The following is a 22,252-nucleotide window of genomic DNA, read 5'->3' on the forward strand; positions in this document are numbered from 1 at the left end:
CAGCCGAGGACAAGGCTCGGGCTAGCGCAGCCGATCTTTTGAGACTACAGTATTCTCGCGCTCTCGCGCTCTCGCGCTCTCGCGCTCTCGCGCTCTCGCGCTCTCGCGCTCTCGCGCTCTCGCCGCCTCGCTTCCGCTGCACAGAAGACTCTCCTTCGCGATAAAGAGCCGCAACGCGGGACGGCAATCCTCGAGTTACATCGCTTCGATTCTCTTCATGTTAGCTGTAATGGAAGAAAACAAGAGATCCTGGACAAACATTCGTCTAATCTTCGACCAGAATTCACAGGAGGACGGTCAAGATTTGCTATTTAAGCGGGAGTATCCTCAAGAAGTAAACATGATAACGTCGCTGGATGCGAGTGGGCTACGCGCGGCGATTTCACAGACATCACTTCGGATCAATAACAGGATTATTGCACTTGCGACGGCTGGCGGCGCAGTGGCTGGCGGCGTTCTCGGCGCGATCGCAGCCCAAATCAAGTAATCCAGACGTGTAAGCCATCCCGTCACCGTCGACCCGCCCGTCGTGGGAGCGGGGGTCTGCTCGGCTCCGCCCGGGGCGAGGGTGGCGGGATGCGCGGCCATCCCGGAGCCGGAGTGCCCCCGCCGGAGGCGCAGTAGCGTCAACCACTTCCCAAGCCTCGTCCTGCGCACTACGGCCAGGCGCGGGCAGCTCGGCTGCGTCACCCAGGCCGTGCCGGTCGGCCGCCTTGCCAGGCTTCACATCCGGACTTTCGTCAGTCCTTCGGCAGGCCCGACCGCTCTCCGCTTTCCACGAGTGTCGCCGGGGAGCGGTTAGCGTGCCGCCGCCCGCATCCCCGCGGGCGGCGGTGCGCTGCCCCCGGTGACGGAGTGAGCGGCCCGCTTCGGGCCGCCTTGAAGACGTACAGGATTTCTGAACAGGCGAGTTGCGACCTGCCAATCGATGTGCGACGCGGGTCCGTCACCTGACGTGCGACAGGTGGTCTAGGGGCCGGAGGTAGCCATCCGCGTTCGCGTGTCCTCGATCTTGCGTACTGGCTGGCTGTGAGCGCCGCTCGACCGTGATCTCGGCGCCGACGAGGTCAGTCTGTGGAGATTCGGCCGTATGGAGGACTTGTTCCTTGCTTAGGTCGGGTATAGCTGGATGTGGCGGGTCGACTGCTATGTGTGGAAGAGGGGCGCGGATGTTGACGGAGGCGTTGATCGCGCTGGCTGCGGCGGGCGGGACCGCCGTGGTGCAGGCGGCGGCAACTGATGCTTGGTCAAACGCGAAGGCAGGGATGGCGCGGCTGCTGGGCCGGGGACAGCCGGAGCGGGTAACGGTGATCGAAGGCCGGTTGGAGGACAGCAGGGCGCAGCTGACCAGCGTCTCCGGCATGCAGTTGGAGCAGGCGCAACAGGCCCAGGCGCAGGCGTGGACCACCCGTCTTGAGGATCTGCTGGACGAGGATCCCAGGTCGGAGGCTGGGCTGCGGAAGCTGCTGCAGGAGCTGGCCGCCGCGGGGGTGCCCGCCGCGGCGTCGGCTGGCGATCACGGCGTTGCGGTAGGTGGAAACATGTCGGTCACCGCGTCCACCGGTGGGGTGGCCGGGGGTGTGATCCACGGTGGGGTGACGACCGCGGGAAACCCTTCCCGGCCGGATCAGGATCAGGCCTAGCCTCGTCCGGCGTACCCAGCGGTCCGCGGGTTACCGCTCAGCGTGCCGCGGTGGCCAGCGGCGGGGGCGTCGCCGTCAATGAGCTGCACTATGACCGTCCGGCGCTGCCGGTGCGCCCGGTGCGGTTGCTGCCGCGGCCGGTGCAGCTAGCCGGCCGAGAAGCGTTACTCACCGAGCTGCAGGATCGGTTCGCGGCCGAGGCGCAGTCGCCGATCGTGGTGGCATTGTGTGGCTTGGGTGGGGTGGGCAAGTCCAGTGTGGCGTTGGAGTACGCACACCGGTTCCAGCATGAGTACGCGCTGGTCTGGCAGGTCAGCGCCGAGCAGCCGACCACGCTGACCGCGGAGCTGACCGAGCTGGCCACTCTGCTGGGGCTCCAAGAGCTGCTGGACCATGGTGATCCGGTGGCGCGACTGCATGCCGGCCTGGCCGCCCGCTCGGATCGCTGGCTGCTGGTGCTGGACAACGTCACCGAGCCGGACGCGGTGCGCCGAGTCATTCCACCCGCCGGTAACGGCCGGGTCCTGATCACCACCCAGTACGCGCCATGGCCGATCGGACAGCACGTTGAGGTCCCGGTGCTTAATGCCGACGTGGCGGTATCTTTTCTGCTCGCCCACACCCGCGACACCGACCGCACCGCTGCGCATGAGCTGGCCGACGACCTCGGGTTGCTGCCGCTGGCACTGGCCCAGGCCGGTGCCTATCTGGAAACCACGGGCCGCTCCCTGCGAGAATACCGGGACCTGCTCACCGCGCACCGCCACGAGCTGCTCAGCCGCGGGCAGCCGAGCGGCTACGACAAACGGATCGCGACGACCTGGGCGGTCGCCTTCGCCGAGTTGGCGCGCACGGAGCCGGCCGCCACGGCGTTGCTTACGCTGCTCTCCTTCTACGCCGCCGAAGCAATCCCGATCGCCCAGCTGCTCGCCACCCCATTAGCGGCGCGAATCGACGACCAGGTCGCCGCGGCGTTGACGCCGTTGTGGTCCCAGCCGATCACCGTCGACGACGCGGTCACCGCGCTGCGCCGCTTCTCCCTGATCAGCCCGCTCGTGCACGGCAAAGTATCGGTGCACCGCCTGGTCCAAGCGGTCACGGTAGACAACCTGCGGCCTGGCATGAGGAGCGCATGGCAGGCCGCCGCTGCCGCGATCATCGCGTGCGCTCTTCCTTCGGACCCTGAAAACCCGTCCACATGGCCGGTGTTCGCTGACCTGCTCCCGCACACCACCACCGCCCTCGCCCTCGCCATCGACGCATCAGGCATGAGCCCAGTGGCTTCCTATCTCGGCCACAGCGGGGACTACCGAGGTGCTCGGGACCTCTGGCAACAGATTCACCGGAGCGTCGCAGCGGTGCGTAGCCCGGAGCACCCGGAGGCCCTTGCCGTCCGCGCCCACCTCGCCCGCTGGACCGGTGAAGCTGGGGACGCGGGCGCCGCCCGCGACCAGTTCGCCGCCCTGCTGCCCATTTGGGAGCGCGTTTCCGGCCCGGAGCACCCTGAGACCCTCTCTGCCCGCGCCTACCTCGCCGACTGGACCGGTCATGCGGGGGACGTGGGTGCCGCCCGTGATCAGTACGCCGTCCTGCTGCCCATCCAGGAGCGCGTTTCCGGCCCGGAGCACCGCGAGACCCTCGCCGTCCGCGCCAACGTCGCCTACTGGACCGGTGAGGCGGGGGACGCGGGCGCCGCCCGCGATCAGTACGCCGTCCTGCTGCCCATCCAGGAGCGCGCTTCCGGCCCGGAGCACCCTGAGACCCTCTCTGCCCGCGCCAACGTCGCCTACTGGACCGGTGAGGCGGGGGACGCGGGCGCCGCCCGCGATCAGTACGCCGTACTGCTGGCCATCCAGGAGCGCGCTTCCGGCCCGGAGCACCTTGAGACCCTCTCTGCCCGCGCCCACCTGGCCGACTGGACCGGTCTGGCGGGGGACGCGGGCGCCGCCCGCGATCAGTACGCCGTCCTGCTGGCCATCCAGGAGCGCGCTTCCGGCCCGGAGCACCTTGAGACCCTCTCTGCCCGCGCCCACCTGGCCCACTGGACCGGTCTGGCGGGGGACGCGGGCGCCGCCCGCGATCAGTACGCCGCCCTGCTGCCCATTTGGGAGCGCGTTTCCGGCCCGGAGCACCCCGACACCATCGCCGTCCGCGCCAACCTGGCCTACTGGACCAGACAGGCGTAAGTATCGGCCCGGTCGTCGACGCAGTATTCACCCCAGATGCTGCGTCTGCAACGACCTGTGCAGAAACCAGTTGGCCAGCCCCACGCCCGCTAAGAGACCGCCTACGGAGTGCCTGCGCAGACCGTTACTGCAGATCACTTGGCGAACGCTTGTCGCACGTCAGCCGGCGGGGGACAGTCGCCCGCCGGGATCGACGGTGAGAACTTTCCATACGTCTTCAAGGCGGCCCTCCGGGCCGCACGCGGGCCACTTCGCCAGGCCGTCCGCGCCTTGCCGCTCCGCTCCCGGCGCGGACCGGCGATGGCACCGCGGGCCCAGCGCACACGCAGAAGCCCCCGGCACCTCACGAAGGTGGGTACCGGGGGCTTGGACGCAGCGGACTAGCGACCGACTATGCGGACTCCCAATTGCTCGGCGGTCAGGGTGATGCCGACCCAAGGCCCGTCGTTCACCCAGTAGACGACGTGCAGAGGTGGCGCCTTCAAAGTGACCAACCAGAGCCCGTCGACGCCATCAGGCAGCTTGGGGGGCCTCGTCGGTACGTTGCCGTTCTCCAGAGCGACCGAGAACTCGAACTGGTCCGTCGTGACGATCACTACGGCGTGCCGCTCAGGTGCCGCCGACATCCGCAGCTTGGCCGCCACGTCAGGCACTGTCTCCAGAACGTGTTTGCTGCCTGTTGAATCGTCTCGCCCGTGCGTTGCCAAGCGCCTTTTACGGTAGGCAACAGGTAGAAGCCGGGTGGGTGCTTGCTGGTCGGCTCGTGCGACCAGCCGCCTTCAACTGAGATCTCGTCCAACTGCTCCCGCAAATCCTCCGCCCAGCCAACGGCACGCGACTGACGCCTCGCTGCTCAAGTTCCATCAGCAGTGGGATGACGGCCTCTCTGACAAATCTGATATCGGCTCCGGTAACCACTTGAATAAGCCAGAACCTCGTAAGTCGCGGCTCTCGCACATACCCGAGTCGACTAACCCGTGTGAGAAACGTGAGCTCCTCACGATCACGTGTGGAGACCACCTCAGCCACCGCGCGCCGGCCACCCGGGTATACCAGGTCAAGGTCGTACATCGAGTCGCGTGAACCATCGTCGTGGTTGCTGACCTGAACGCCGAGGACTGTGCGCAGTACCAGCCCCGCCAGCTGTTCATCGTCATGCTTGGTGGAAGACCGTGTCACAACACGAAGTCTCGCAGTCCGAGCAACCGAGTTCGTTAACGCAAATGTTGGCATGGACATCTGGCCTCCAGCGGGTAGGGCCTCCGGCCCTACGACCCGGAGATAGCCTCCGGCGGCCGGGGCTATCCGGCCCCTGGACCCCGGCAGCTCTGGGATGCCCGGCTGTGCCGCAGCGACCCATCGCACACCGGAGGCAACCAGACCGCGCCCGGGTCGGGAAGGTCGTTCGTCCAGTAGGGCGCTCCACCTTCCCGACCTGAGCGCGGCCCGGCCGAGCGAAGCTTGCGCGACGGGATGCCACTACAGCAACCGGGTCAACCCGTCGCGCGAAGATCAAGATCATTAGCGCCATTACGGCGACAACTCCGCTGAAGAACCACGAGAAAACAACGAGAGTCGATGCAAAGCGTTCACGCAGGTCAGACGCTGTCTCTACGCCGTTCGTCCAGGTCGAGCGACACCCCTGATTGATTCGAGATGTACTACAACGTCTAGTTGTAGCAGCGCTGAAGAAGCGGCGGTCATGTCGGCTCAAAGCCAGCATGGCCGCCGCTTCGCGTACGCCGATCAGCACTCGGCGTCGTCGTCGTGTGAGCCGTAAACAACGATGCCGTACGCGTCTTCGGGCTCCTGGAGCTCGGGACCGTAGAGGGCGTTGAAGTCGCTCGGGAACCAGACGTTGAGCCTGGCCGTGGTGCCGTCGATCTCCTTCTGATAGCACCCGACGTCGCCGTCGATGACCAGGCCCTTCGGGGGCGCCGGCGTCGGCTTGTCCACTGCCTGCCATCCGTCGGCGGCAGCGGCAGCGCGGTAGAAGGACAGGATGCCCTCGCGGCTGATCTCTGCCCGGTACTGACGGCCTGCGCTGGCGAACCCGCTGTCGGCATCACAGCCCGATTCCCTGCCGTTCAGCGTCGCGCCGTCGGGGTGCTTCGTCAGGATCGGTAGGTCCGCGAGCGTGGCGGCAAACCGCTCATTGCGGTCCGAGCAACCGGGGAGCGCGGAGAGCAGACCAGCGCACCCGCACGACAGGCCAACAATCAGCGCCCCCACGACGCCGATCCTGATGGTGCGAGGAGCCAGCGCTTTGACCACGGCTGAACCCTAGGGCGGGCCGGGTTCACCTCGACGCACAACATGTGGCGGACGACTGCCGCGACATCGTGCACTGCGATCGTGAAAGAGCCACGACGGTTGAGGTGTCGCGGGAGGGCTGAGCGATCAGCTCGCGCGGCGGTAGCGGATGCCATGCTGTGGGCGTGGAGTACGTGTCCCGAGTGCCGCGGCCGCCGCTGGATGGGCTGGTCGACGACCTCTACTACCTGGAGGGCTCGCCGCCGTACGCCCGGCTGACGCTGCCCGCGAGTCCGGCGGCGTTCCTCATCGTCAACCTCGGGGCACCGTTCCGGATCCGCGCCGGCACCGACCTCGAGGCGGCCGATTACGCCGACGGCTGCGTGGTGACCATGCCCACCCGGGCGTTGGAGTTCGGCTACCCTGCCCCGACCCGGTCCGTCGGCGTGCACTTCAAGACGTGGGGGCCGGCGCCGTTCCTGCCGATGCCCGCGGTCGAGCTGTGCGACCGGCCGGTGACGTTGGAGCAGGTCTGGGGTCGGTCCGCCGTTGCCGAGCTGCGCGACCGGCTGGCTACGGCGAACGGACCGCACGAGATGCTGACGCTGCTCGAGCAGGAGCTGATGCGACGGCTGGACGAGACCGCCGGGCTGGGGCTGGTCCGCCACACGATCAGCGTCATCGCGGCGGCGCGCGGAGCGGTGGCGGTCGGCGATCTGGGAGTGGAAGCCGGGGTCAGCAGCACCCACCTGGCCCAGCGGTTCAAGGAGCTCGTCGGCGTCACGCCGAAGCGGCTGGCCCGCAGCCACCGCTTCACCGCCACCGTGTTCTCGATCAATCCCGCCGAACCGGTCGACTGGGCCGACCTCGCCAGTGGCGCCGGCTACTTCGATCAGGCCCACTTCGGCCACGAGTTCCGGGCGTTCACCGGGCTCACGCCGACCCGGTATGTCGAGGTCCGGCGGCGGTTCATGCGCGAGCATCCCGGCCACGTGCTGGACGGCTGGCCGCTGCCGGCCGATTGATTTCTTACAAGAGCGACGGCCCGTGACCCGCTAATTTGGGGGCAACCCCAAACAGAGGAGAGCCCTGTGGGCAAGGTGGTCATGTACAGCTCGGTGTCGGTGGACGGCTTCATCGCGGACGAGCATGACCAGCCCGGACCGCTGTTCGACTGGTTGACCAGCGGTGACGTCCCGTTGGACGAGAGCGGCTACGTGAAGGTGTCGCAGACCTCCTACGACTACACCCGGGCGTACTGGGACCAGATCGGGGTGACGATCGCCGGCCGCCACGTCTTCGACATGACCGACGGCTGGGACGGGAAGCCTCCGAGCGGGATCGACCACGTGGTTGTCGTGACGCACCGGCCGCCGCCCGAGGGCTGGGACCCCGCGGCGCCGTTCCACTTCGTCGACGGCGTCGAGGCCGCCGTGGCCAAGGCGCAGGAGCTTGCCGGTGACCGCTTGGTCGAGGTCGCCGCCGGCGACGTCGGTGGCCAGGCACTGGCCGCGGGCCTGGTCGACGAGGTGCGAATGGACGTCGTGCCCGTCGTGTTCGGGTCCGGCAAGCGCTACTTCGGGTCGGTCGACGCGCAGCACCTGCTGGCGGACCCGGACGTGGTGATCCAGGGCGACCGGGTGCTGCACCTGCGCTACCAAGTGCGCCGTTGACCGGGTCCGCCAAAAGCCGCGTACCTGTTCAGCCGCGAAGCTTGTCCCGCAGCTTGACCAGCCGCTTACGCAGTGGCTTCGGGAGCTTGCGGCCCAAGCGGTACAGCAGCTCCTTCGGCCGGGACCGCTCGTAGACGAACTCATACGTCGGCGTGGCGTTGAAGACCCGACCGGTCGGGCGGTAGCCGTACGGCTTCAGCACCGCCTCGATCGTGGCGCGTTCCGGCTCGCCGAAGGCTTCGGCGAAGACGATCGGGTGGTGGCCGCGGAGGATGCGGCGGGCGCCTTTCAGCACCTGCTCCTCCATGCCTTCCACGTCGATCTTCAGGACGACGACCTTGCCGCGGACGACCTTGTCCAAAGGTACGACGTCGAAGTGCTCCCAGACCCCGTCCAGGAACGACTTGGCCTGGCCGGGCTCGCTGCCCAGGCCCACGTGGTGCACCGTCACCTTGCTGGTGAGGTCGTTCACGTCGACGTTCATCTGGGTCCACCCGGCGCAGCGCTCGCGGGGGTCGAAGGCGTGCACGTGCGTCGACGGGCAGTACATCCCGAACCAGACCGTGTGGGTGCCCAGGCAGGAGCCGGCGTCCACGTACACACCGCGCTTGTTCAGGGTGCGAATGTAGTCCAGGAACTTCTGCTCGTAGAACTGGTTGGTGAAGAACGGCTTGTAAAGGGTGGGCGGGGCATCCTGCGGCCACGGTGACATGTCGAAGCGGCTGGTGATGCCGTGTCGTTTGACGGTGATCATCGGCTCTGCCGTTGGATCCATGCGACTACCCTGTCTGTTTGCGAAGCCCGCCGACATCACGGGGCTTACGCCTGTCGGTTTGTCCATCGGCATCCTTTACCGGGAGCGATGAAAATACTACTGGTCATCGGGTGGGACTTTCCCAGTTGAAGCAGACTGCGTGGCGCATTCCCCGGCAGCGCACCCGGGAGCGGGTGGCAGCGGCCGGGCGCCTCGCTGAGCCGGCTGAGAGCCCGCCGACGCCGCCGGCAGGCCGTCGCTCGTACCGGAAAGTGCTTGTGGCCCTGGGAGTCGCCGCGCTGCTGGCGCAGATGGCCTTTGTGATGGTCACCGCGGCGCGACAGCAGTCGCAGACCGCGGACGAGGGTGTGTACATCGCCGCGGCGGTCATCTACCTGCGGCATCACGAGATCCGCTACAACCCGGAACATCCGCCGCTGGCCAAGCTGGTGATGGCCACCGGCCTCGCTTTCGCCGATGCCCGCATCGATGCGGGCCCGGACAAAAATCAGTATCAGGCCGGGACGGACGTGCTCTACGAGCACGGCAACGGGGCTCAGCGCATCCTCTGGTACGCCCGGCTGCCGATGATCGTGCTGACGCTGCTGTTCGGGCTGATGGTGTTCGCGTTCGCCCGCGACATCACCGGATCGGGCGGCGGTCTGCTGGCGCTCGCGCTGTACGCGTTCTCGCCGGACGTGATCACGTACGGCTCGCTGGCCGGGGTCGACTTTCCCGCAGCCGGTTTCGTGCTGGCCGCCGCCTGGCTCGTCTGGCGGATGAGGCGCCATCCGTGGGCGTATCTGGCCCCGGCCGGGCTGGCGCTGGGCGCGGCGCCGGCCACGAAGATGAACACGCTCGTCGTGGTGCCGGTCCTGTTGGTGCTGGCCGCCGTGTCCGCGTGGCACGCGCAGCCGGGCCTGCGGCGCGCACCCCGGCTACTGGCCGCGGTCGCCGCGATGGTCGGCGTCGGCCTCTTGGCCGTCGCGACGGTATGGCTGACGTACCTGATCGTTGATCCGCGGCTGCACTGGACGGCGCCGCCCGGTCTGCCGGTGATCAACGGGACGGTCGGTCACCTCGTCGACTGGCTGCCGTTCCCGCGGGCCTACGCCGACGGGCTGCGCATCCAGCTCGGGCTGGAGGACCAGAGGTGGGGCGGCTTCCTGCTGGGTGACACGTATTCACGGCATCGCTGGTACTACCTGCCCGCCGCGCTGCTGATCAAGACGCCGCTGGGCATGCTGGCCCTGTGGCTGGCCGGCACCGTTGTGATGCTCGCGGTGCGCCGGTTGCGGCCGGCGGCGCTCTACGTCCTGCTTCCGACGGCAGTGCTGCTGGTGGCGGCCATGCAGGGCACCCGGGACTGGGGCGTGCGCTACGCGATCTTCGTACCGGTGCTGCTGGCCGTGGCGGCAGCTGCTGTCACCGCCGTCCGCCGGCGGTGGGTGCAGACGGCCGCGGTCCTGCTCGGGGCCTTCGTCGCCGTCAGTTCGGTACGCGCCTTCCCCTACTACCTGCCGTACTCGAACGAGGCATTCGGCGGTCCTGCGAAGACTTACCTGCGACTGGGTTCGTCCAACGTGGACTGGTACCAGGACCTGTACCGGCTCGCCCTGCGCCTGCGGGAGCGGTATCCGGGTGAACGGGTCTGGCTGGTGCACCGCAACCGGGCGATGGCCGGCTACTACGGCATCGACGCCGGGGATCCGCTCAAGGTGCCGCCGTCCGAGGTCAGCGGCCTGCTCGCGGTCTCGGTGACCCAGCTCAGCAATCCGAAGCCCGAGATCCGCGAGCTGATCGCCCGCAGCGTCCGCATCGACCAGGTCGGCCACTCGATCTTCATCTACCGGGTGCCGCCGGCCCGCTGAAGTCCAGGTGGCCGCGCAGGACGGCCCGGGTGTACGCGGTGATCGTGAAACCGTCCTTGATCGACTCGTCGCGGATCAGGCCGGCCAGCTCCTCCGGGGACACCTCCCGGATCTCGGTGATGCCTTCCTCGCGGTCGGCGGCCCACGGCTCGTCGGTCACCTCGGCCAGGAAGAGCCGGACGGCGGCGGCGGTCATTCCGGTGTCCGGGTAGATCGTGCCGAGCTCGTGCAGCTTGGCCGCCTCGACGCCGATCTCGTCGCGCAGCTCGCGCCGGGCGTCGTCGGCCGGGTCGGTGCCGGGCATCCCGAAACCGCGCGGCAGCTCCCACTGCCAGTTCCGGGTGGCGTGCCGGAAATGGCGGACGAGCACCACCCGTCCGTTGTGGACCGGCAGGATGACCACTCCGGCCGCGTTGCCGGCCGGCACCAACCGGATGTACGTGCCGAGGTCGCCGCCCGGGCGCCGCACCGCGTCGCGCAGCATCATCACGTACGGGTCGGCGTACACCACGCCGGTGTCCGCCATCGTGGCCGGCATCCCGTACCGGATCAGCTCTTCGGCCTGGGCGTTCTCGGCCGCCGCGACCTCGGTCGCGTCCAGCAGGATCTCGAAGCCGGCGTCCGGCGGATTCACGAACAGTTCCGGGAAGCCCTCGCGAAGATCGGTGTACATAGCTTTCCTGGTCTGATCTTCCATGCCGCCCGGGCCCCTCCGTGATCAATGTAGACCTCTCCGTCACCCTACCGGCCGGGTGACAGTGGCCTGTCAGGCCTTCTCGCGCATCGCCGGACACCGATAGTTTGGGCGACCTGACGACCGCAGAGCACGGGGTGCCGCATGGACGCCGATCAGATCAGGCAGTTCGCCGAGAGCTGTGACATCGAGCAGCTGATCCTCCAGTACGACGCCGATTTCGACGTGCCGCTCGAGCACGGTTACGCGCTCGGCGTGCTGCGCATGACCGGGACGTTCGAGCCGATCGAGCAGCGCGAGGTGCGCGCGGTCGCGCAGCGGGTCGGCGCCCACTGGTGCGACATCATCCACTGCGACATCACCTACGACCACTGGACGGCACTGCGCCGGATCGAGGCCGCCGAGGCGGACGCCGCGTGGCTGGCTGAGCAGCCGCGCAACGAGTTCGCGGAGTACGCCCTCACCCGCTGGCACGACGGCATCGCCAAGATCTACTACCGGCTCGGCGGTTTCACCCGTTCGCTGCCCTACTTCCGCCGGGCCGCCGAGCTCGCCGGGTCGGCCGATCTCTGGTGGTGCCTGCCGGACATCCGCAGCAACGTCCTGCGCTGCGAGTGGGAGCAGGGCCGCCAGGCCGGCAGCCCGGGCATGGGCGGGGCGGACGTCGCGCTCCGCGCCGAGATCGACGCGGCGATGAGAACGGCAACCGGCCGCGGTATCGACATCGAGTCGTCGTCCGGCGACCACCGCGTCCGCGAGTTCCGCCGGGGCGTGTCCAGCCTGCTGCACAATCTGGCGGTGGTCCTCAAGGGCGGTGGTCCACAGCACCGGGACGAGTCGCTGCGGGTCTCGCTCCGTAGCGAGCAGATCTCCCGCGCGCTCGGCGACAAGTTCCGGATCGTCCAGTCGGTGCACCACCAGGCCCAGCTCCTCGACGACTCGCTGGCCCGCGACTTCTACGCCGAACTGGCGACCATGCAGTATCCCCGCGGCCGCCTGATGGCCCGCCAGCACATCGGCCGGCTGACCGCCGCGGCCGGCGATCCGCAGGGTGCCGCGCAGCTCGGCGCCCTGCTCGGCGAGCTGCTGGACAACCTGCACGCCGGCAGCAGCATCGGCACCGACATCGACATCGCCGACTTCACCATGCGCTTCTACGTCACCGCGGTCGCCGCGCTGCCCGAGCAGGAACGCCGCGAACGCGAGGAGGGCCTGAGCCGGCTGCGTGAGCGGCTGGCCGACGCCATCCGCCGGGCCGTGGCCCTGCCGGCCTACAAACGGGCGTACGCGTCCGCCGTGCGGCCCAGCTTCCTCGAACGGATCGCCGCCGCGGTCGCGGAGCTCGACGGTCCGCACCACCTGGACCGCGCCGAGCAGGCGTTCGGTCTGGTCGAGGCATCCTCGGCCCGCGAGCTGCTGGACATGATGGCGACCGCCGACCTGCCGCCGCTCGAAGTGCCCACCTCCGCCGAGCCGAGCGACGCTCCGGAAGCGGCGCCCGCGGAGACCGACGAGGACGCCGACAGCCCCCGGCTCGCGGAGATGCGGCGCGCGGCCGTGACTTCGCAGCAGCAGTCCGCCCAGGCTGAGATCCTCGCGGAGATGTCCCGCCGGGAGGCCGAGTTCGAGAACCGCTTCCTGACCCAGCCGCTGGAGGCCGCCCGGCACGACCCGGAGATCGCCCACCGGTTGCAGATGTACACGGTCAACCAGGAGTGCACCTGCGTGGTGCGCTACTTCGCCTACGGTCCCGCGCAGCCCGACCTGATCGGCGCGTTCGTGGTGCAGAACGGCTGCATGCGGGTGGTCACCGGCATCCGGCAGGCGGACGTGAGCGACCTGGCCCACCGCCTGCTCACCCCGAGCGGCCGGCACATCGTCGAGCCGACCCGGGCCGAGTGCGAGGAGATCTGGAATCTGCTGCTCGGCCCGGTCTGGGCCGAGATCGACGAGCCGGACGAGCTGCGGCACCTGGTGCTCATCCCGACGGACGAGATCTTCGCGATCCCGCTGCACGTGGGCTGGCAGCCCGGCAGGGAAGAGCCGCTGGCCGTACGGGTGCCGCTGTCCCAGGCGGTCAGCGCCACCGCGTTCGTCGACCGCGGCCGGAACCTGCTCAAACGCCAGCCGGTCAGCCGGGACGACGACCTCGCCGCGATCGTCGTGGCCGGCAACGGCGTGTCCGGCCGGGAGCTGCTGCACACCGGCTGGCAGCCGGAGCACATGATCCTGGCCGGGCGCTATCCGGCGGCGCTGGAGCACGTGCGGAAGAAGTTCCGGGCCGACGGCGTGGGGCTGCGGGCGATCGCCGACGAGAAGCCCGAGTTCTTCGTCTACTCGGGTCACGGCAACTTCAATGAGGCGTACGACCAGTACGGCCCCTACCTGGTGCTGCCCGACGGTGAGTTCCTCACCCAGTACGACGTGGCCATGCGGCTGCGGCTGCCCCGCAACAAGCTGACCATCCTCGGTGCCTGCCTCGCGGGACAGGGTGCGCAGACCGGTGGCGGGGACATCGGGGGCTTCCTGCGCGCGCTGATGGCCACCGGCGCCGGCGCGATCGCCGTTCCCTTGTGGAGCGTGAAGGACCGCCGCTTGGCCGACACCGCCCGTAACCTACTGCGGGCCAGCCGGGACGCGGCCGATGAAGGAAACAGCTTCGACGTGGTGGCCACGTTGCACGAGTATTACCGGGACGTCGCCGCGCACACCGAACCACAGCGGTTGGTCGAGTCCCTCCCGCTGACCGTCTACCTCTGAGGAGCTTCGCAGTGCCTGTGTACTACGACGACGTTGCCGGGACGGTCCGGGCGGTGCTGGCTGTGCGGCGTACCCCGCAGGAATGGGCCGCGATCGAGCCGGAGCTGCGGCGCCTGGGCGACGCGGTGAGCGCCGGCGCGGAGGCGGGCATCGCCGCCGCCGAGGAAGCGCTGGCCGACCTCATCGACGAGCGCCGGGTCGACGGCTTCGGCGACGACCTCGACGCCGAGGACGACGGGGTGGCGCCCGATCAGGGCCTGCGCGAGCTGGTCAACTCGCTGCTGTCCGACCTGGGCTTCCCCGATTCGAAGGCCGGCGAGGAGCCCGAAGAGCGCCGATGAACGGTCACCTCCGCGACCCGGCTGTCCTGATCCACGTCTTCCTCCGCGCCGACAAGGTGTTCACAGCCACCGACACCCCGGCCCGCCGCGCGGTCCGAGCCCTCTGGGACCGGGCGTATCACCAACGGCAGATGACGGCCCAGGTCAACGGCCGCTGGTCCGACACGCTGACGCTGCCGCGCGACGATGGTCATCCGGGTGCCCTGACCGTGCTGGCCGCGGCTCAGCGCACCGAGCCGCGGCTGCTCCGGCAGATCCTGGTCTACCGCAAACGCGACCTCGTCGGCGTCAGCATCCTGGAGGCGGTGCAGGGCGGCGGGAGCAGGCCGTGGCACGACTTCGACCTGGGCTGGCTCGACGGCTGGCAAGTGCCGGCCGGCGAGGTCATCGGCACCCACGTGATCCACCTGGGCGTGGTCCGCGAGGCGTCGGCGGGCGCGCTGCCCGGGCTGCTGCGCCGGCTGCCGGGACGCCCGGAACGCTTCACCGCGTGGCGGCCCAGCCCCGGGCAGCTGGTCGCCGAGCTGCCGGCGGCCGGGGTCTCCCGCCGCCTGTTCGCGATCGCCGGCCGGGAGGACGCCCGCGTCCAGTCGCAGTGGTTCACCAAACCGCCGCACCGGGGCCTGCCGCGGTTCACCCGCTACCTCGAGTACTCCGCCCGGCTGCGCGATCAGTCCCGCCGTCTGGTCGCCACCTTGGACAACATCCGCAGGACGACGGCCACCGTCGGCCAGGAAGCGGCGGCGCTGCACCTGGCGTTGCAGGCGGAAGGCCCGGCGCTCGACCGGGTGCTGCAGGCCGAACCGCTGCTGACCGAGCTCGAAACGGGACGGCGGCGCATCGTCGGCTACCTCGCCGACGTCCGCGCGATGGCCACCACCGTCCGGCTCGCCGAGCAGAACATGACCCAGGTGCTCGGCGCGGAGAACGTCCCGGAAGGCGACCGGGAGCTGAGCCAGTGGACGTTGGAGCAACTCCAGGCCGAGGAGAACTACCTGGAGTCGGCCCGGCTCAAGGCGACCGAGGTGGGGGAACAGGCAGCGGCGGCGGTCGCCGGGTCGTTGCAGCGCGGCCTCGACCGGGTGCTGCTGGCCCAGTCCAGCGCGCTGAGCGCGATCGCCCTGGCCTTCACCGCGGCGCAGACCCTGGAGTACAAGCCGCCGATCCCGGACCGGACCTATGGGCCGCTGGTCGCGCTGGTCGCGGCGGTCGCCCTGGCCCTGCCGGTGACCGTGGTGCGCTGGTGGCGCGGCGGCGGACTCGACCGGGAACGCTCGATCGTGGACGTGACCAGCGCGGGCCTGACCGGCGCGGCGGTGGCCTGGCTGATCGAGACCTGGTTCACCGACGACCAGCCGTGGCTGGCCGCCGGGTGCGCGGTGGGCGCCGGTGCGCTGGCGGCCGCGTTCGCCTGGTGGCGGGTGAAAAAGCTGATCCGCGCCGCCGCGGCGACGTCATCGCTCGCCGGCGGCACGTCACCGACCTCAGCCGAACCGGGCACCTAGCCCGCCGAGGCCGCCGACGTCCGTGTGCTTGCCGCACCGCCGGCAGACCTTCAGGTTGGGGTCCTGCGTATCGGGCCGCCGAACCCATGAATGCCATCCGACCCGGCACTTCCAGGGCTTGCTCATGCCCTCCGACGCTACGCTCGTTCCAACCGGCCGGCGGTTCTCTATCGAGGGGGCAGGAAGTCCGTCACGGGCATGTCCGCGAACGCCAGGCGGCCCTGAACGGCTTGCCGGTCCGCCTGGATGAGGGCGTCACGGCTGATGGAAGGGTCCACGAACGATCCCCGGCTGCGCCGATCGCGCCAGGCGACGGATCCGGCGACCACGGCGATCGCTGCGGCGATACCGGCCAGGAAGATCAAGAGTGTCATGCCCTCACGGTAGGTGATGACTGCCACACGCTCTGAAGGGGCAGGAGGACGATGAGGTTCAGTCTCTGTCCGGACGCGACTCCTGCGCACTGGCTGGTCCGGTCCGGGGCGCCGGACCTGCAACTGATCACGTTCGGGCCGGCGGGCTTCGAGGCGTACGCCCGCCTCCGCTACATCTCCGACCCGGCCCGGCCCGGTCAGGAGGAGGCCGACGCCGACGTCCCCGACGATCATCCGTCGGACATCGCGCAGGCGCGGCGGGCGTTGCACCGGCTCGCGCCGTTCACGGCCACCCCCGGCGAGTGCTACTTCTGCGTCTGGGAGGGCTACTCCGACCTCCCGCTCCCACCGGAAGCGGGCCAGATGGTCGACCTGCCCCATCGGCGCTACGCCCTGTTCCAGGGCCGGCTCCGGGACATCGATCACTGGGAGGCCGACTTCGGCGGCGGGCAGCCCATCGCGCCGCCCGCGTTCGTCTGGCCGGCTGATCGGCGCTGGTGCTTCACGAGTGATGTCGACCCGCACTGGGCCGGGATCGGCGCCGAGCGGGCGGCCGTCGACGCGCTCGTCGCTGACTCGCGGCTCGACGTCGTCGCGGCTGATCCGGCGGACAGCCAGCCCCGGTACTACTAGGAGCCGACGCTGCGCGCGAAGACCAGCGGAGCGTTGTCGCCGTACCCGAAGATCACCTGGCTGCCGCCCGCCCGGTCGACCGCCTCGTCCCAGCCCGCCGGCGCGGTGTCGCCGCCGGGCGTCATCCGCGGCAGCAGGAATCCTTCGTCGCCCGGCCCGTCCACGACGACCAGGGTGACGCGGTTCATCAGGGACCATTCGCCGGCCGCGGCGTGGGCCGGCACGTCGGCGGCGAGAGCGAGCACGGGTACGCCGTCACGGATCTCGAACCGTGCGGCGTCCGGCGGGAGCATGGTCGGCATCGGGCGAGTATGCCAAAACCTTCAGCGCGGCATCGCCCCGGCGAGCTCCCCGCTCACCAGTCGCGCCAGGCGTCGGTCAGCTCCGCCCGGTGCAGGCTTCGACCGGCCGTCAGCGCCGTGACATCAACGCCCGCCTCGGTCAGCACAGCGTCTATGTACTCGCACAGTTCCTCGCGCTCGCCCGTCTCGATCACCGCCTGCTGCTCGTCGATGGCGTTGAGCGCGAGCACCACCCGTTCCACCGCCGCCCACGCCGCCTCGTCCGAGACGGCCGGGAGGTCTGCGAGCTCCTGCGCGTACGCCGCCAGCACGACGTCGACAGCCGCAGTCGCCTCGGCCGGCCACAGCTCCGCCGCGTACGCCTGGTCCCGGGGGAGCGTCCCCGCCGCGACCGCCGTTTCCTGCTCGGCCACCCGGCGCTGCCGTGTCTGACTCGGCCTCTCGATCATGGCCATCAGCGTAGGGCCTGGCGCAACGGTCCCCGTAGCCACCGCTCGATCTCGCGCCGGCTGCGCAGGCGGGCCACGTCGAGGCCGGGCCGTTCGCGCATCAGGGTCAGCACCTGGGCCTTCGCCGTGCCGTGCGTCTGCCAGGCCCAGCGCACGATGTGGTCCCTGGTCGTCAGGATCGTCCGCAGCGGATCCGATGCGGTGGGCAGGGTCAGCGGGGGCGCGGCTGGCGCATGCCCTTGCCGCCCGGGCGCATGTTCTTGGGGATCGCGCCCTTGGGCATCTGCGGGCGGGCCATCAGCGCGCCCAGCCGCTTGTCCAGGGCGTTGACGTCCTTGCCGGTCAGGTTGCGGGGCAGCTTCATCACCGTCGTGCGCAGCTTGCGGATCGACAGCTCGCCCTCGTTGGGGCCGATCATGTAGTCGTACATCGGGGCGCTGCCGATGACCTTGGACAGGCGGCGCTTCTCCTGGCCCATCAGGTTGCGGACGCGCTGCGGCTGGCCCTCGCCCAGCAGGATCACGCCGGGGCGGCCGATCACGATGTGCACCATGTCGAACTGGGTGGTGGAGCTGGCCGCCGGGCGGACCCGCCAGTCGCCGCGCATGTTCTCCACGATCGAGGCCGCCGCGCCGGGCTGGCCCTCGGCGGCGTTCATCATCGCGGTGTTCGACCGCAGGTTGAGCACGATCAGGGCGGCCAGCAGGGTGACCATCACGCCGATCGGGATCCACACCCAGCTCTGACCCAGGAGAACGATCAGCACGGTCACGGCCAGCGGGATCAGCACCGCCGCGATGATCAGCGGGACGAACCACTTGTCCTGCCGCGCCGTGAACGCGAACACCTGTCCGATCTGCTTCAGGCGCTCGACGAACGACACCTTCTCCTGGGGTTTTGCCATACCCGAAAGTGTAGTGGTCAGCCGGGCGCCTTACTCGCCCAGGACCCTCAGCTGAGGCACCCGGGCGGCGAATATGGGGGACCTTCCCCATGCGGGGCCGGCACCTTCGCGCGAAGAGTCGAGGACAGCAAGGACGACCGATCGCGAGGAGTTGTGATGTTTCCGCTCAGTGACCCCGAATTCCAGCTCGACCTCCACCGCCAGCGCTCCCGGGAGTGGCGCAGCGCGGCCGCCGCGGACCACCTCGCCCACGAGGTCGCCGCGGGCCGGCACCGGCGCTCCCGGTGGCATTGGCCCACCCGCCGGCCCCCGCACGGGCGGGCGTCCGCGTAGTCATGACCGTGCTTTTCGGGGCAGGCGCGCCGGGCCCGTGGCATGACATGCTCGACGGCGTGACGGCGCAAGCCAGCAGTGAGTTCCTGGTCGGCCGGGAGGCCGATCTCGCCGTGCTGCGCGACGCCCTGAAGCGCACCCGCAACGCCGAGCCGTCGACCGTGCTGGTCGGCGGCGAGGCGGGCGTCGGCAAGACCCGCCTGGTGGAGGAGTTCTGCCGGGTGGCCACCGCGGAGGGCGCCCGGGTGCTCACCGGTCAGTGCCTGGAGCTCGGCGAGGAGGGCCTGCCCTTCGCGCCCTTCGCGGCCGCGCTGCGCCGGCTGGTGCACACCGACGGCCCCGAGGTGCTCGACGGGCGCGAGCAGGACTTCGCGCGGCTGCTGCCCGAGCTGGGCCCGCCGCCACCGGACGCCGTCGGCGAGGCCCGCCGCGGCTACCTGTTCGAGCTGGTCGCGGCCCTGTTCGACCGGCTCGCCGAGCGGCAGCCGCTGGTGCTGGTGATCGAGGACCTGCACTGGGCCGACCGCTCGACCCGGGACCTGATCGGCTTCCTGATCCGCTCGGCCCGGCTGCCGCACGTGCTGCTGCTGGCCACGTACCGCACTGATGAACTGCACCGCGGGCATCCGCTGCGGCCGTTCCTGGCCGAGCTGGACCGGGTCCGCGGCGTGCAGCGCGCCGACCTGGACCGCCTCGACCGCGACGGCACCGCCGAGATGCTGGCCCACCTCCTCGGCGCCGAGCCGGAGCCGCGCACGGTCGACGCTGTCCACGAGCGCGCCCAGGGCAACCCGTTCTTCATCGAGCAGTTCGCCGCGTCCGCCGACCCGACCTGCTGCGACATCCCGCACAGCCTGCGCGACCTGCTGCTGACCCGGGTCGACCAGCTCAGCGACGCCGCCCAGCGGGTGCTGCGGGTGGCCGCGGTCGGCGGCACCAAGTTCGGTCACGAGCTGCTCAGCCGGGTCGCCGGCATCGACGAGGCCGACCTGGAGTCCGCGCTGCGCGCTGTGGTCGCGGCCCAGCTGATCGTCTTCGACGCCGACGGCGGCTACGAGTTCCGGCACGCGCTGGTGCGCGAGGCCGTCCACGACGACCTGCTGCCCGGGGAGCACGCCCGGCTGCACGCCCGTTACGCCGAGGCGGTCGAGGCCGAGCCGCAGTTGGTCGCGATGGGCCGGGCCCCGGCCGAGATCGCCCACCACTGGTACGCGGCCCACGAGCACCCCAAGGCCCTGACCGCGGCCCGCCGCGCGGCCCAGGCGGCCGGCCGGCGGTACGCGTACGCGGAGCAGGCCCGGCTGCTGGAGCGGGTCCTGGAGCTGTGGGAGCAGGTCCCCGAGGCGGCGCAGCTGCTCGGCGCCAGCCACCTCGACCTGCTCGAGGAGACCGGCCTGGTGGCCATCGACGCCGGCGACCACCAGCGCGCGCTCAAGCTGACCAAGGCGGCGCTGGCCGACCTGGACGCCGAGGCGGAGCCGGTGCGGGCGGCGCGACTGCTCGTACGCCGCAGCAAGCTGCTCTACAACGCGGGCACCAGCGACGGCGCGGCGGAGGCCCGGGAGGCATACCGCCTGCTCCGCGCGGCGCCGCCGTCGCAGGAACGGGTGACGCTGATCGCCGACGTCGCGTACGCGCTCGGCGGGGTCGACGACGAGGAGGCCGGCCGGGTCGCCGAGGAGGCCATGGCCGCGGCCCGCGAGGTCGGCGACGTGTCCGCGCAGGTGTCCGCGACCATCACGTACGGCCAGGTGTGCGGCGGCCGGTTGTCGGCCGTGGAGGCGTTGCCCGCGATGCAGGCCGCCGCGGTGCGCGCCCGCGAGACCGGTGACCTGCCCAACCTCGCCCGTGCGCTGGTCAACGTCTCCGACACCCTGTTCGAGCTCGGCCGTTACGAGGAGTCCGCGGCCACGGCGGCCGAGGGTGTGCCGTACGCGGACCGGGTCGGGGTACACCGCACCACCGGGGTGTTCCTGCTGGCCAACCACGCCGAGGCGCTGATGGCCCTGGGCCGATGGGACGAGGCTGACGCCCGGTGCGCGGAGGCCGCGCGCCTCGATCCGCCCGGCACGCTGGCGCTGCCGTGGATGCGGCTGCGGACCGCGCTGCGGCTGGCCCGCGGGCACGAGGGCGCCGAGCCGCTGGCCCACCGGGCCATCGCGTTCCTCGGGCGCCCGTTCCTGCACCGGGAGAACAAGCTGTCCCTGCTGGAGCTGCGCATCTCGCTCGCCCGGCACACCGGCGACCCGGCGGCGGCGCTCACCGCGGCCCGGGCGGCGGTGGAGGAGCCGACGCTCGCCGACCGACCCCGCTACGGCTGGCCCCTGCTCGCCGTCGCGGCCACGGCCGCCGCCGAGTCGGCCGACGACCAGCTGGCCGCCCGGATCAGGCAACTCGCCGGGGCGATGCCGCAGCGCTATCCGAGCGACCGCGCGTACGCGACGCAGCTCGCCGCCACGCTGACCGGCCGGCCGGAGCTGTGGCGCGAGGCGGTGGCCGCGTGGCAGGTCGACGGTCAGCGCTATCCGCTGGCGGTGGCGCTGCTGGGGCTGGCCACGGCCGCGGCCGGGGCCGGTGACCGCCCGGGTGCGGCGGAAGCGGTCGAGGAGGTGGCGGCGGTGGCGGGTGCGCTGGGGGCCCGGCCGCTGGCGGAGGCCGCGGACACCCTGGCCCGCCGGATCGGCTTGCGCTCGGCGGCCCATCCCGCTGTCACGGGTACGGAGACATTGACCGACCGGGAACGCGAAGTGCTGCGGCTGGTGGCCGAGGGGCTCAGCAACAGCGGCATCGCCAAGCAGCTCTACATCTCGCCGAAGACGGCCAGCGTGCACGTCTCCCGGATCATCGCGAAGCTGGCGGTGGCGAGCCGCGGCGAGGCTGCCGCGGTCGCGCACCGCCTGGGACTGCTCGACGACTGACGGCTCAGCGCCGGGCCAGCCACGCCGCGACCCCGGAGACCCAGAGCATCGCGGTGATCGCGCCGACCGCCAGGGTCAGGGAGCCCGCGGCGCCACCGCTCATCGCCCACAGGTCGCCGGCCAGCAGCGCCGTCCCGGCCACCGCGGACCCCACGGCGGCGGCCCGCTGTCCCGCGCGGCCGAAGTGCCGGGCCAGCACGTAACAGGCGGCGATCGACGCCGCGAAGGCGACCGTGCCGGCGGCCATGTGGCCGTAACTGTGCCAGCTGAGCGTCGCGGGCATCCCGTACGGTGTGCCGGCCGGGAAGCCGTCCGCGGAGTCCATGGTGAAGACGCCGGCGGCGACCATGCCGGCCCCGTTCGCCGCGACCAGCCGGGGCAGCCACCGGCTCGGCAGCGCCCGCCGCAGCCCGGCCGCCCCGAGCATGGTCAGCACGCCGGCGACGACGAAGTTGGTGATCTGCAGCCAGCCGAGCGAGCCGTTGCTGAGCACGCTGAGCGGATGCCGGGTCAGATCGAAGCCGTCCCGGCCGGCGGCCTGGGCGAGAGCGACGGCCGCCCACAGCGGCCCGCCGGCGGCGGCGCAGGCGAGCAGGGCGCGGGTGCGGGTGGTGGCGGTGACATTCACGGTACGGGCGGCGAGCGTGGTCATGGTGTGA

General features: G+C 70.6%; 22 protein-coding genes. 12 read left to right on the plus strand and 10 right to left on the minus strand.

The features are described from left to right. Positions 1 to 229 precede the first annotated feature (229 nt). The 3 genes from ACZ6S4_RS31020 to fxsT all read left to right on the plus strand — a co-directional run bounded on the left by ACZ6S4_RS31020 (position 230) and on the right by fxsT (position 3,829). Positions 230 to 487 (plus strand): hypothetical protein, encoded by a 258-nt coding sequence (locus ACZ6S4_RS31020; protein ID WP_465478303.1) that lies wholly within the window; start codon positions 230 to 232, stop codon positions 485 to 487. A 682-nt stretch (positions 488 to 1,169) separates the two neighbouring features. Then, positions 1,170 to 1,643, plus strand: a complete 474-nt coding sequence (locus ACZ6S4_RS31025; protein ID WP_465478304.1) for a hypothetical protein — start codon at positions 1,170 to 1,172, stop codon at positions 1,641 to 1,643. A gap of 50 nt (positions 1,644 to 1,693) precedes the next feature. Further along, positions 1,694 to 3,829, plus strand: a complete 2,136-nt coding sequence (gene fxsT, locus ACZ6S4_RS31030; RefSeq protein ID WP_465478305.1) for an FxSxx-COOH system tetratricopeptide repeat protein — start codon at positions 1,694 to 1,696, stop codon at positions 3,827 to 3,829. A 380-nt stretch (positions 3,830 to 4,209) separates the two neighbouring features. On the opposite strand, the gene ACZ6S4_RS31035 is transcribed toward fxsT, so the two are convergent. Together ACZ6S4_RS31035 and ACZ6S4_RS31040 are read right to left on the minus strand one after the other, a co-directional pair. Further along, positions 4,210 to 4,473 carry a hypothetical protein gene (locus tag ACZ6S4_RS31035; RefSeq protein ID WP_465478306.1) on the minus strand — a complete coding sequence of 88 codons (264 nt, stop codon included), beginning with the start codon at positions 4,471 to 4,473 and terminating at the stop codon, positions 4,210 to 4,212. Between the two features lie 1,102 nt (positions 4,474 to 5,575). Continuing rightward, positions 5,576 to 6,103, minus strand: coding sequence for a hypothetical protein (locus tag ACZ6S4_RS31040; RefSeq protein WP_465478307.1), 528 nt, complete (start codon positions 6,101 to 6,103; stop codon positions 5,576 to 5,578). A 164-nt stretch (positions 6,104 to 6,267) separates the two neighbouring features. On the opposite strand from ACZ6S4_RS31040, the gene ACZ6S4_RS31045 reads away from it, so the two are divergent. Together ACZ6S4_RS31045 and ACZ6S4_RS31050 are read left to right on the plus strand one after the other, a co-directional pair. Beyond that, positions 6,268 to 7,107 (plus strand): helix-turn-helix domain-containing protein, encoded by an 840-nt coding sequence (locus ACZ6S4_RS31045; RefSeq protein ID WP_465478308.1) that lies wholly within the window; start codon positions 6,268 to 6,270, stop codon positions 7,105 to 7,107. A gap of 66 nt (positions 7,108 to 7,173) precedes the next feature. Then, complete coding sequence (locus ACZ6S4_RS31050) at positions 7,174 to 7,755, plus strand: dihydrofolate reductase family protein (protein ID WP_465478309.1); 582 nt, start codon at positions 7,174 to 7,176, stop codon at positions 7,753 to 7,755. A gap of 28 nt (positions 7,756 to 7,783) precedes the next feature. On the opposite strand, the gene ACZ6S4_RS31055 is transcribed toward ACZ6S4_RS31050, so the two are convergent. Then, complete coding sequence (locus ACZ6S4_RS31055; protein ID WP_465478310.1) at positions 7,784 to 8,530, minus strand: FkbM family methyltransferase; 747 nt, start codon at positions 8,528 to 8,530, stop codon at positions 7,784 to 7,786. A 257-nt stretch (positions 8,531 to 8,787) separates the two neighbouring features. On the opposite strand from ACZ6S4_RS31055, the gene ACZ6S4_RS31060 reads away from it, so the two are divergent. Next, positions 8,788 to 10,380, plus strand: coding sequence for a phospholipid carrier-dependent glycosyltransferase (locus ACZ6S4_RS31060; protein ID WP_465478311.1), 1,593 nt, complete (start codon positions 8,788 to 8,790; stop codon positions 10,378 to 10,380). Here the strand turns inward: ACZ6S4_RS31060 and ACZ6S4_RS31065 are convergent. Further along, positions 10,352 to 11,053 carry an NUDIX hydrolase gene (locus ACZ6S4_RS31065; protein ID WP_465478312.1) on the minus strand — a complete coding sequence of 234 codons (702 nt, stop codon included), beginning with the start codon at positions 11,051 to 11,053 and terminating at the stop codon, positions 10,352 to 10,354. The two genes, ACZ6S4_RS31060 and ACZ6S4_RS31065, sit on opposite strands and share 29 nt — an antisense overlap. Positions 11,054 to 11,218: 165 nt before the next feature. Between ACZ6S4_RS31065 and ACZ6S4_RS31070 the strand changes: the two genes are divergently transcribed. The 3 genes from ACZ6S4_RS31070 to ACZ6S4_RS31080 are packed head-to-tail and all read left to right on the plus strand — an operon-like array spanning position 11,219 to position 15,680. Beyond that, positions 11,219 to 13,834 carry a CHAT domain-containing protein gene (locus ACZ6S4_RS31070; protein WP_465478313.1) on the plus strand — a complete coding sequence of 872 codons (2,616 nt, stop codon included), beginning with the start codon at positions 11,219 to 11,221 and terminating at the stop codon, positions 13,832 to 13,834. Positions 13,835 to 13,845: 11 nt separating this feature from the next. Continuing rightward, on the plus strand, positions 13,846 to 14,175 hold the full coding sequence (locus ACZ6S4_RS31075; protein ID WP_465478314.1) for a CATRA system-associated protein: 330 nt from the start codon (positions 13,846 to 13,848) through the stop codon (positions 14,173 to 14,175). Beyond that, the gene (locus tag ACZ6S4_RS31080; RefSeq protein WP_465478315.1) at positions 14,172 to 15,680 is read left to right on the plus strand and encodes a CATRA conflict system CASPASE/TPR repeat-associated protein; all 1,509 of its coding nucleotides are present in this window, start codon (positions 14,172 to 14,174) and stop codon (positions 15,678 to 15,680) included. Before ACZ6S4_RS31075 ends, ACZ6S4_RS31080 begins: the two co-directional genes overlap by 4 nt. Before the next feature lie 167 nt (positions 15,681 to 15,847). On the opposite strand, the gene ACZ6S4_RS31085 is transcribed toward ACZ6S4_RS31080, so the two are convergent. Beyond that, positions 15,848 to 16,054, minus strand: coding sequence for a hypothetical protein (locus ACZ6S4_RS31085; protein ID WP_465478316.1), 207 nt, complete (start codon positions 16,052 to 16,054; stop codon positions 15,848 to 15,850). 51 nt (positions 16,055 to 16,105) lie between these two features. Here ACZ6S4_RS31085 and ACZ6S4_RS31090 point away from each other — a divergent pair, with 51 nt between their 5' ends. Next, the gene (locus ACZ6S4_RS31090; protein ID WP_465478317.1) at positions 16,106 to 16,687 is read left to right on the plus strand and encodes a hypothetical protein; all 582 of its coding nucleotides are present in this window, start codon (positions 16,106 to 16,108) and stop codon (positions 16,685 to 16,687) included. Here the strand turns inward: ACZ6S4_RS31090 and ACZ6S4_RS31095 are convergent. From ACZ6S4_RS31095 to ACZ6S4_RS31110, 4 genes are read right to left on the minus strand one after another with little or no spacing between them, the layout of a single operon-like run. Further along, on the minus strand, positions 16,684 to 16,989 hold the full coding sequence (locus ACZ6S4_RS31095) for a hypothetical protein (RefSeq protein ID WP_465478318.1): 306 nt from the start codon (positions 16,987 to 16,989) through the stop codon (positions 16,684 to 16,686). The genes ACZ6S4_RS31090 and ACZ6S4_RS31095 overlap by 4 nt on opposite strands. Before the next feature lie 53 nt (positions 16,990 to 17,042). After that, positions 17,043 to 17,438, minus strand: coding sequence for a hypothetical protein (locus tag ACZ6S4_RS31100; RefSeq protein WP_465478319.1), 396 nt, complete (start codon positions 17,436 to 17,438; stop codon positions 17,043 to 17,045). Positions 17,439 to 17,443: 5 nt separating this feature from the next. Then, on the minus strand, positions 17,444 to 17,593 hold the full coding sequence (locus tag ACZ6S4_RS31105) for a hypothetical protein (protein WP_465478320.1): 150 nt from the start codon (positions 17,591 to 17,593) through the stop codon (positions 17,444 to 17,446). A 56-nt stretch (positions 17,594 to 17,649) separates the two neighbouring features. Beyond that, positions 17,650 to 18,342, minus strand: coding sequence for a DUF4191 domain-containing protein (locus ACZ6S4_RS31110; protein WP_465478321.1), 693 nt, complete (start codon positions 18,340 to 18,342; stop codon positions 17,650 to 17,652). Between the two features lie 156 nt (positions 18,343 to 18,498). On the opposite strand from ACZ6S4_RS31110, the gene ACZ6S4_RS31115 reads away from it, so the two are divergent. Both ACZ6S4_RS31115 and ACZ6S4_RS31120 read left to right on the plus strand, forming a co-directional pair. After that, positions 18,499 to 18,675 carry a hypothetical protein gene (locus ACZ6S4_RS31115; RefSeq protein ID WP_465478322.1) on the plus strand — a complete coding sequence of 59 codons (177 nt, stop codon included), beginning with the start codon at positions 18,499 to 18,501 and terminating at the stop codon, positions 18,673 to 18,675. Between the two features lie 59 nt (positions 18,676 to 18,734). Continuing rightward, entirely contained in the window at positions 18,735 to 21,593 is a 2,859-nt protein-coding gene (locus ACZ6S4_RS31120) for a helix-turn-helix transcriptional regulator (protein ID WP_465478323.1), read from the plus strand. A gap of 4 nt (positions 21,594 to 21,597) precedes the next feature. Here the strand turns inward: ACZ6S4_RS31120 and ACZ6S4_RS31125 are convergent, their stop codons facing one another. Beyond that, positions 21,598 to 22,245, minus strand: a complete 648-nt coding sequence (locus ACZ6S4_RS31125; RefSeq protein WP_465478324.1) for a DUF998 domain-containing protein — start codon at positions 22,243 to 22,245, stop codon at positions 21,598 to 21,600. Between the last annotated feature and the right edge of the window lie 7 nt (positions 22,246 to 22,252).

The organism is Actinoplanes sp. NPDC051405 (assembly GCF_055586185.1).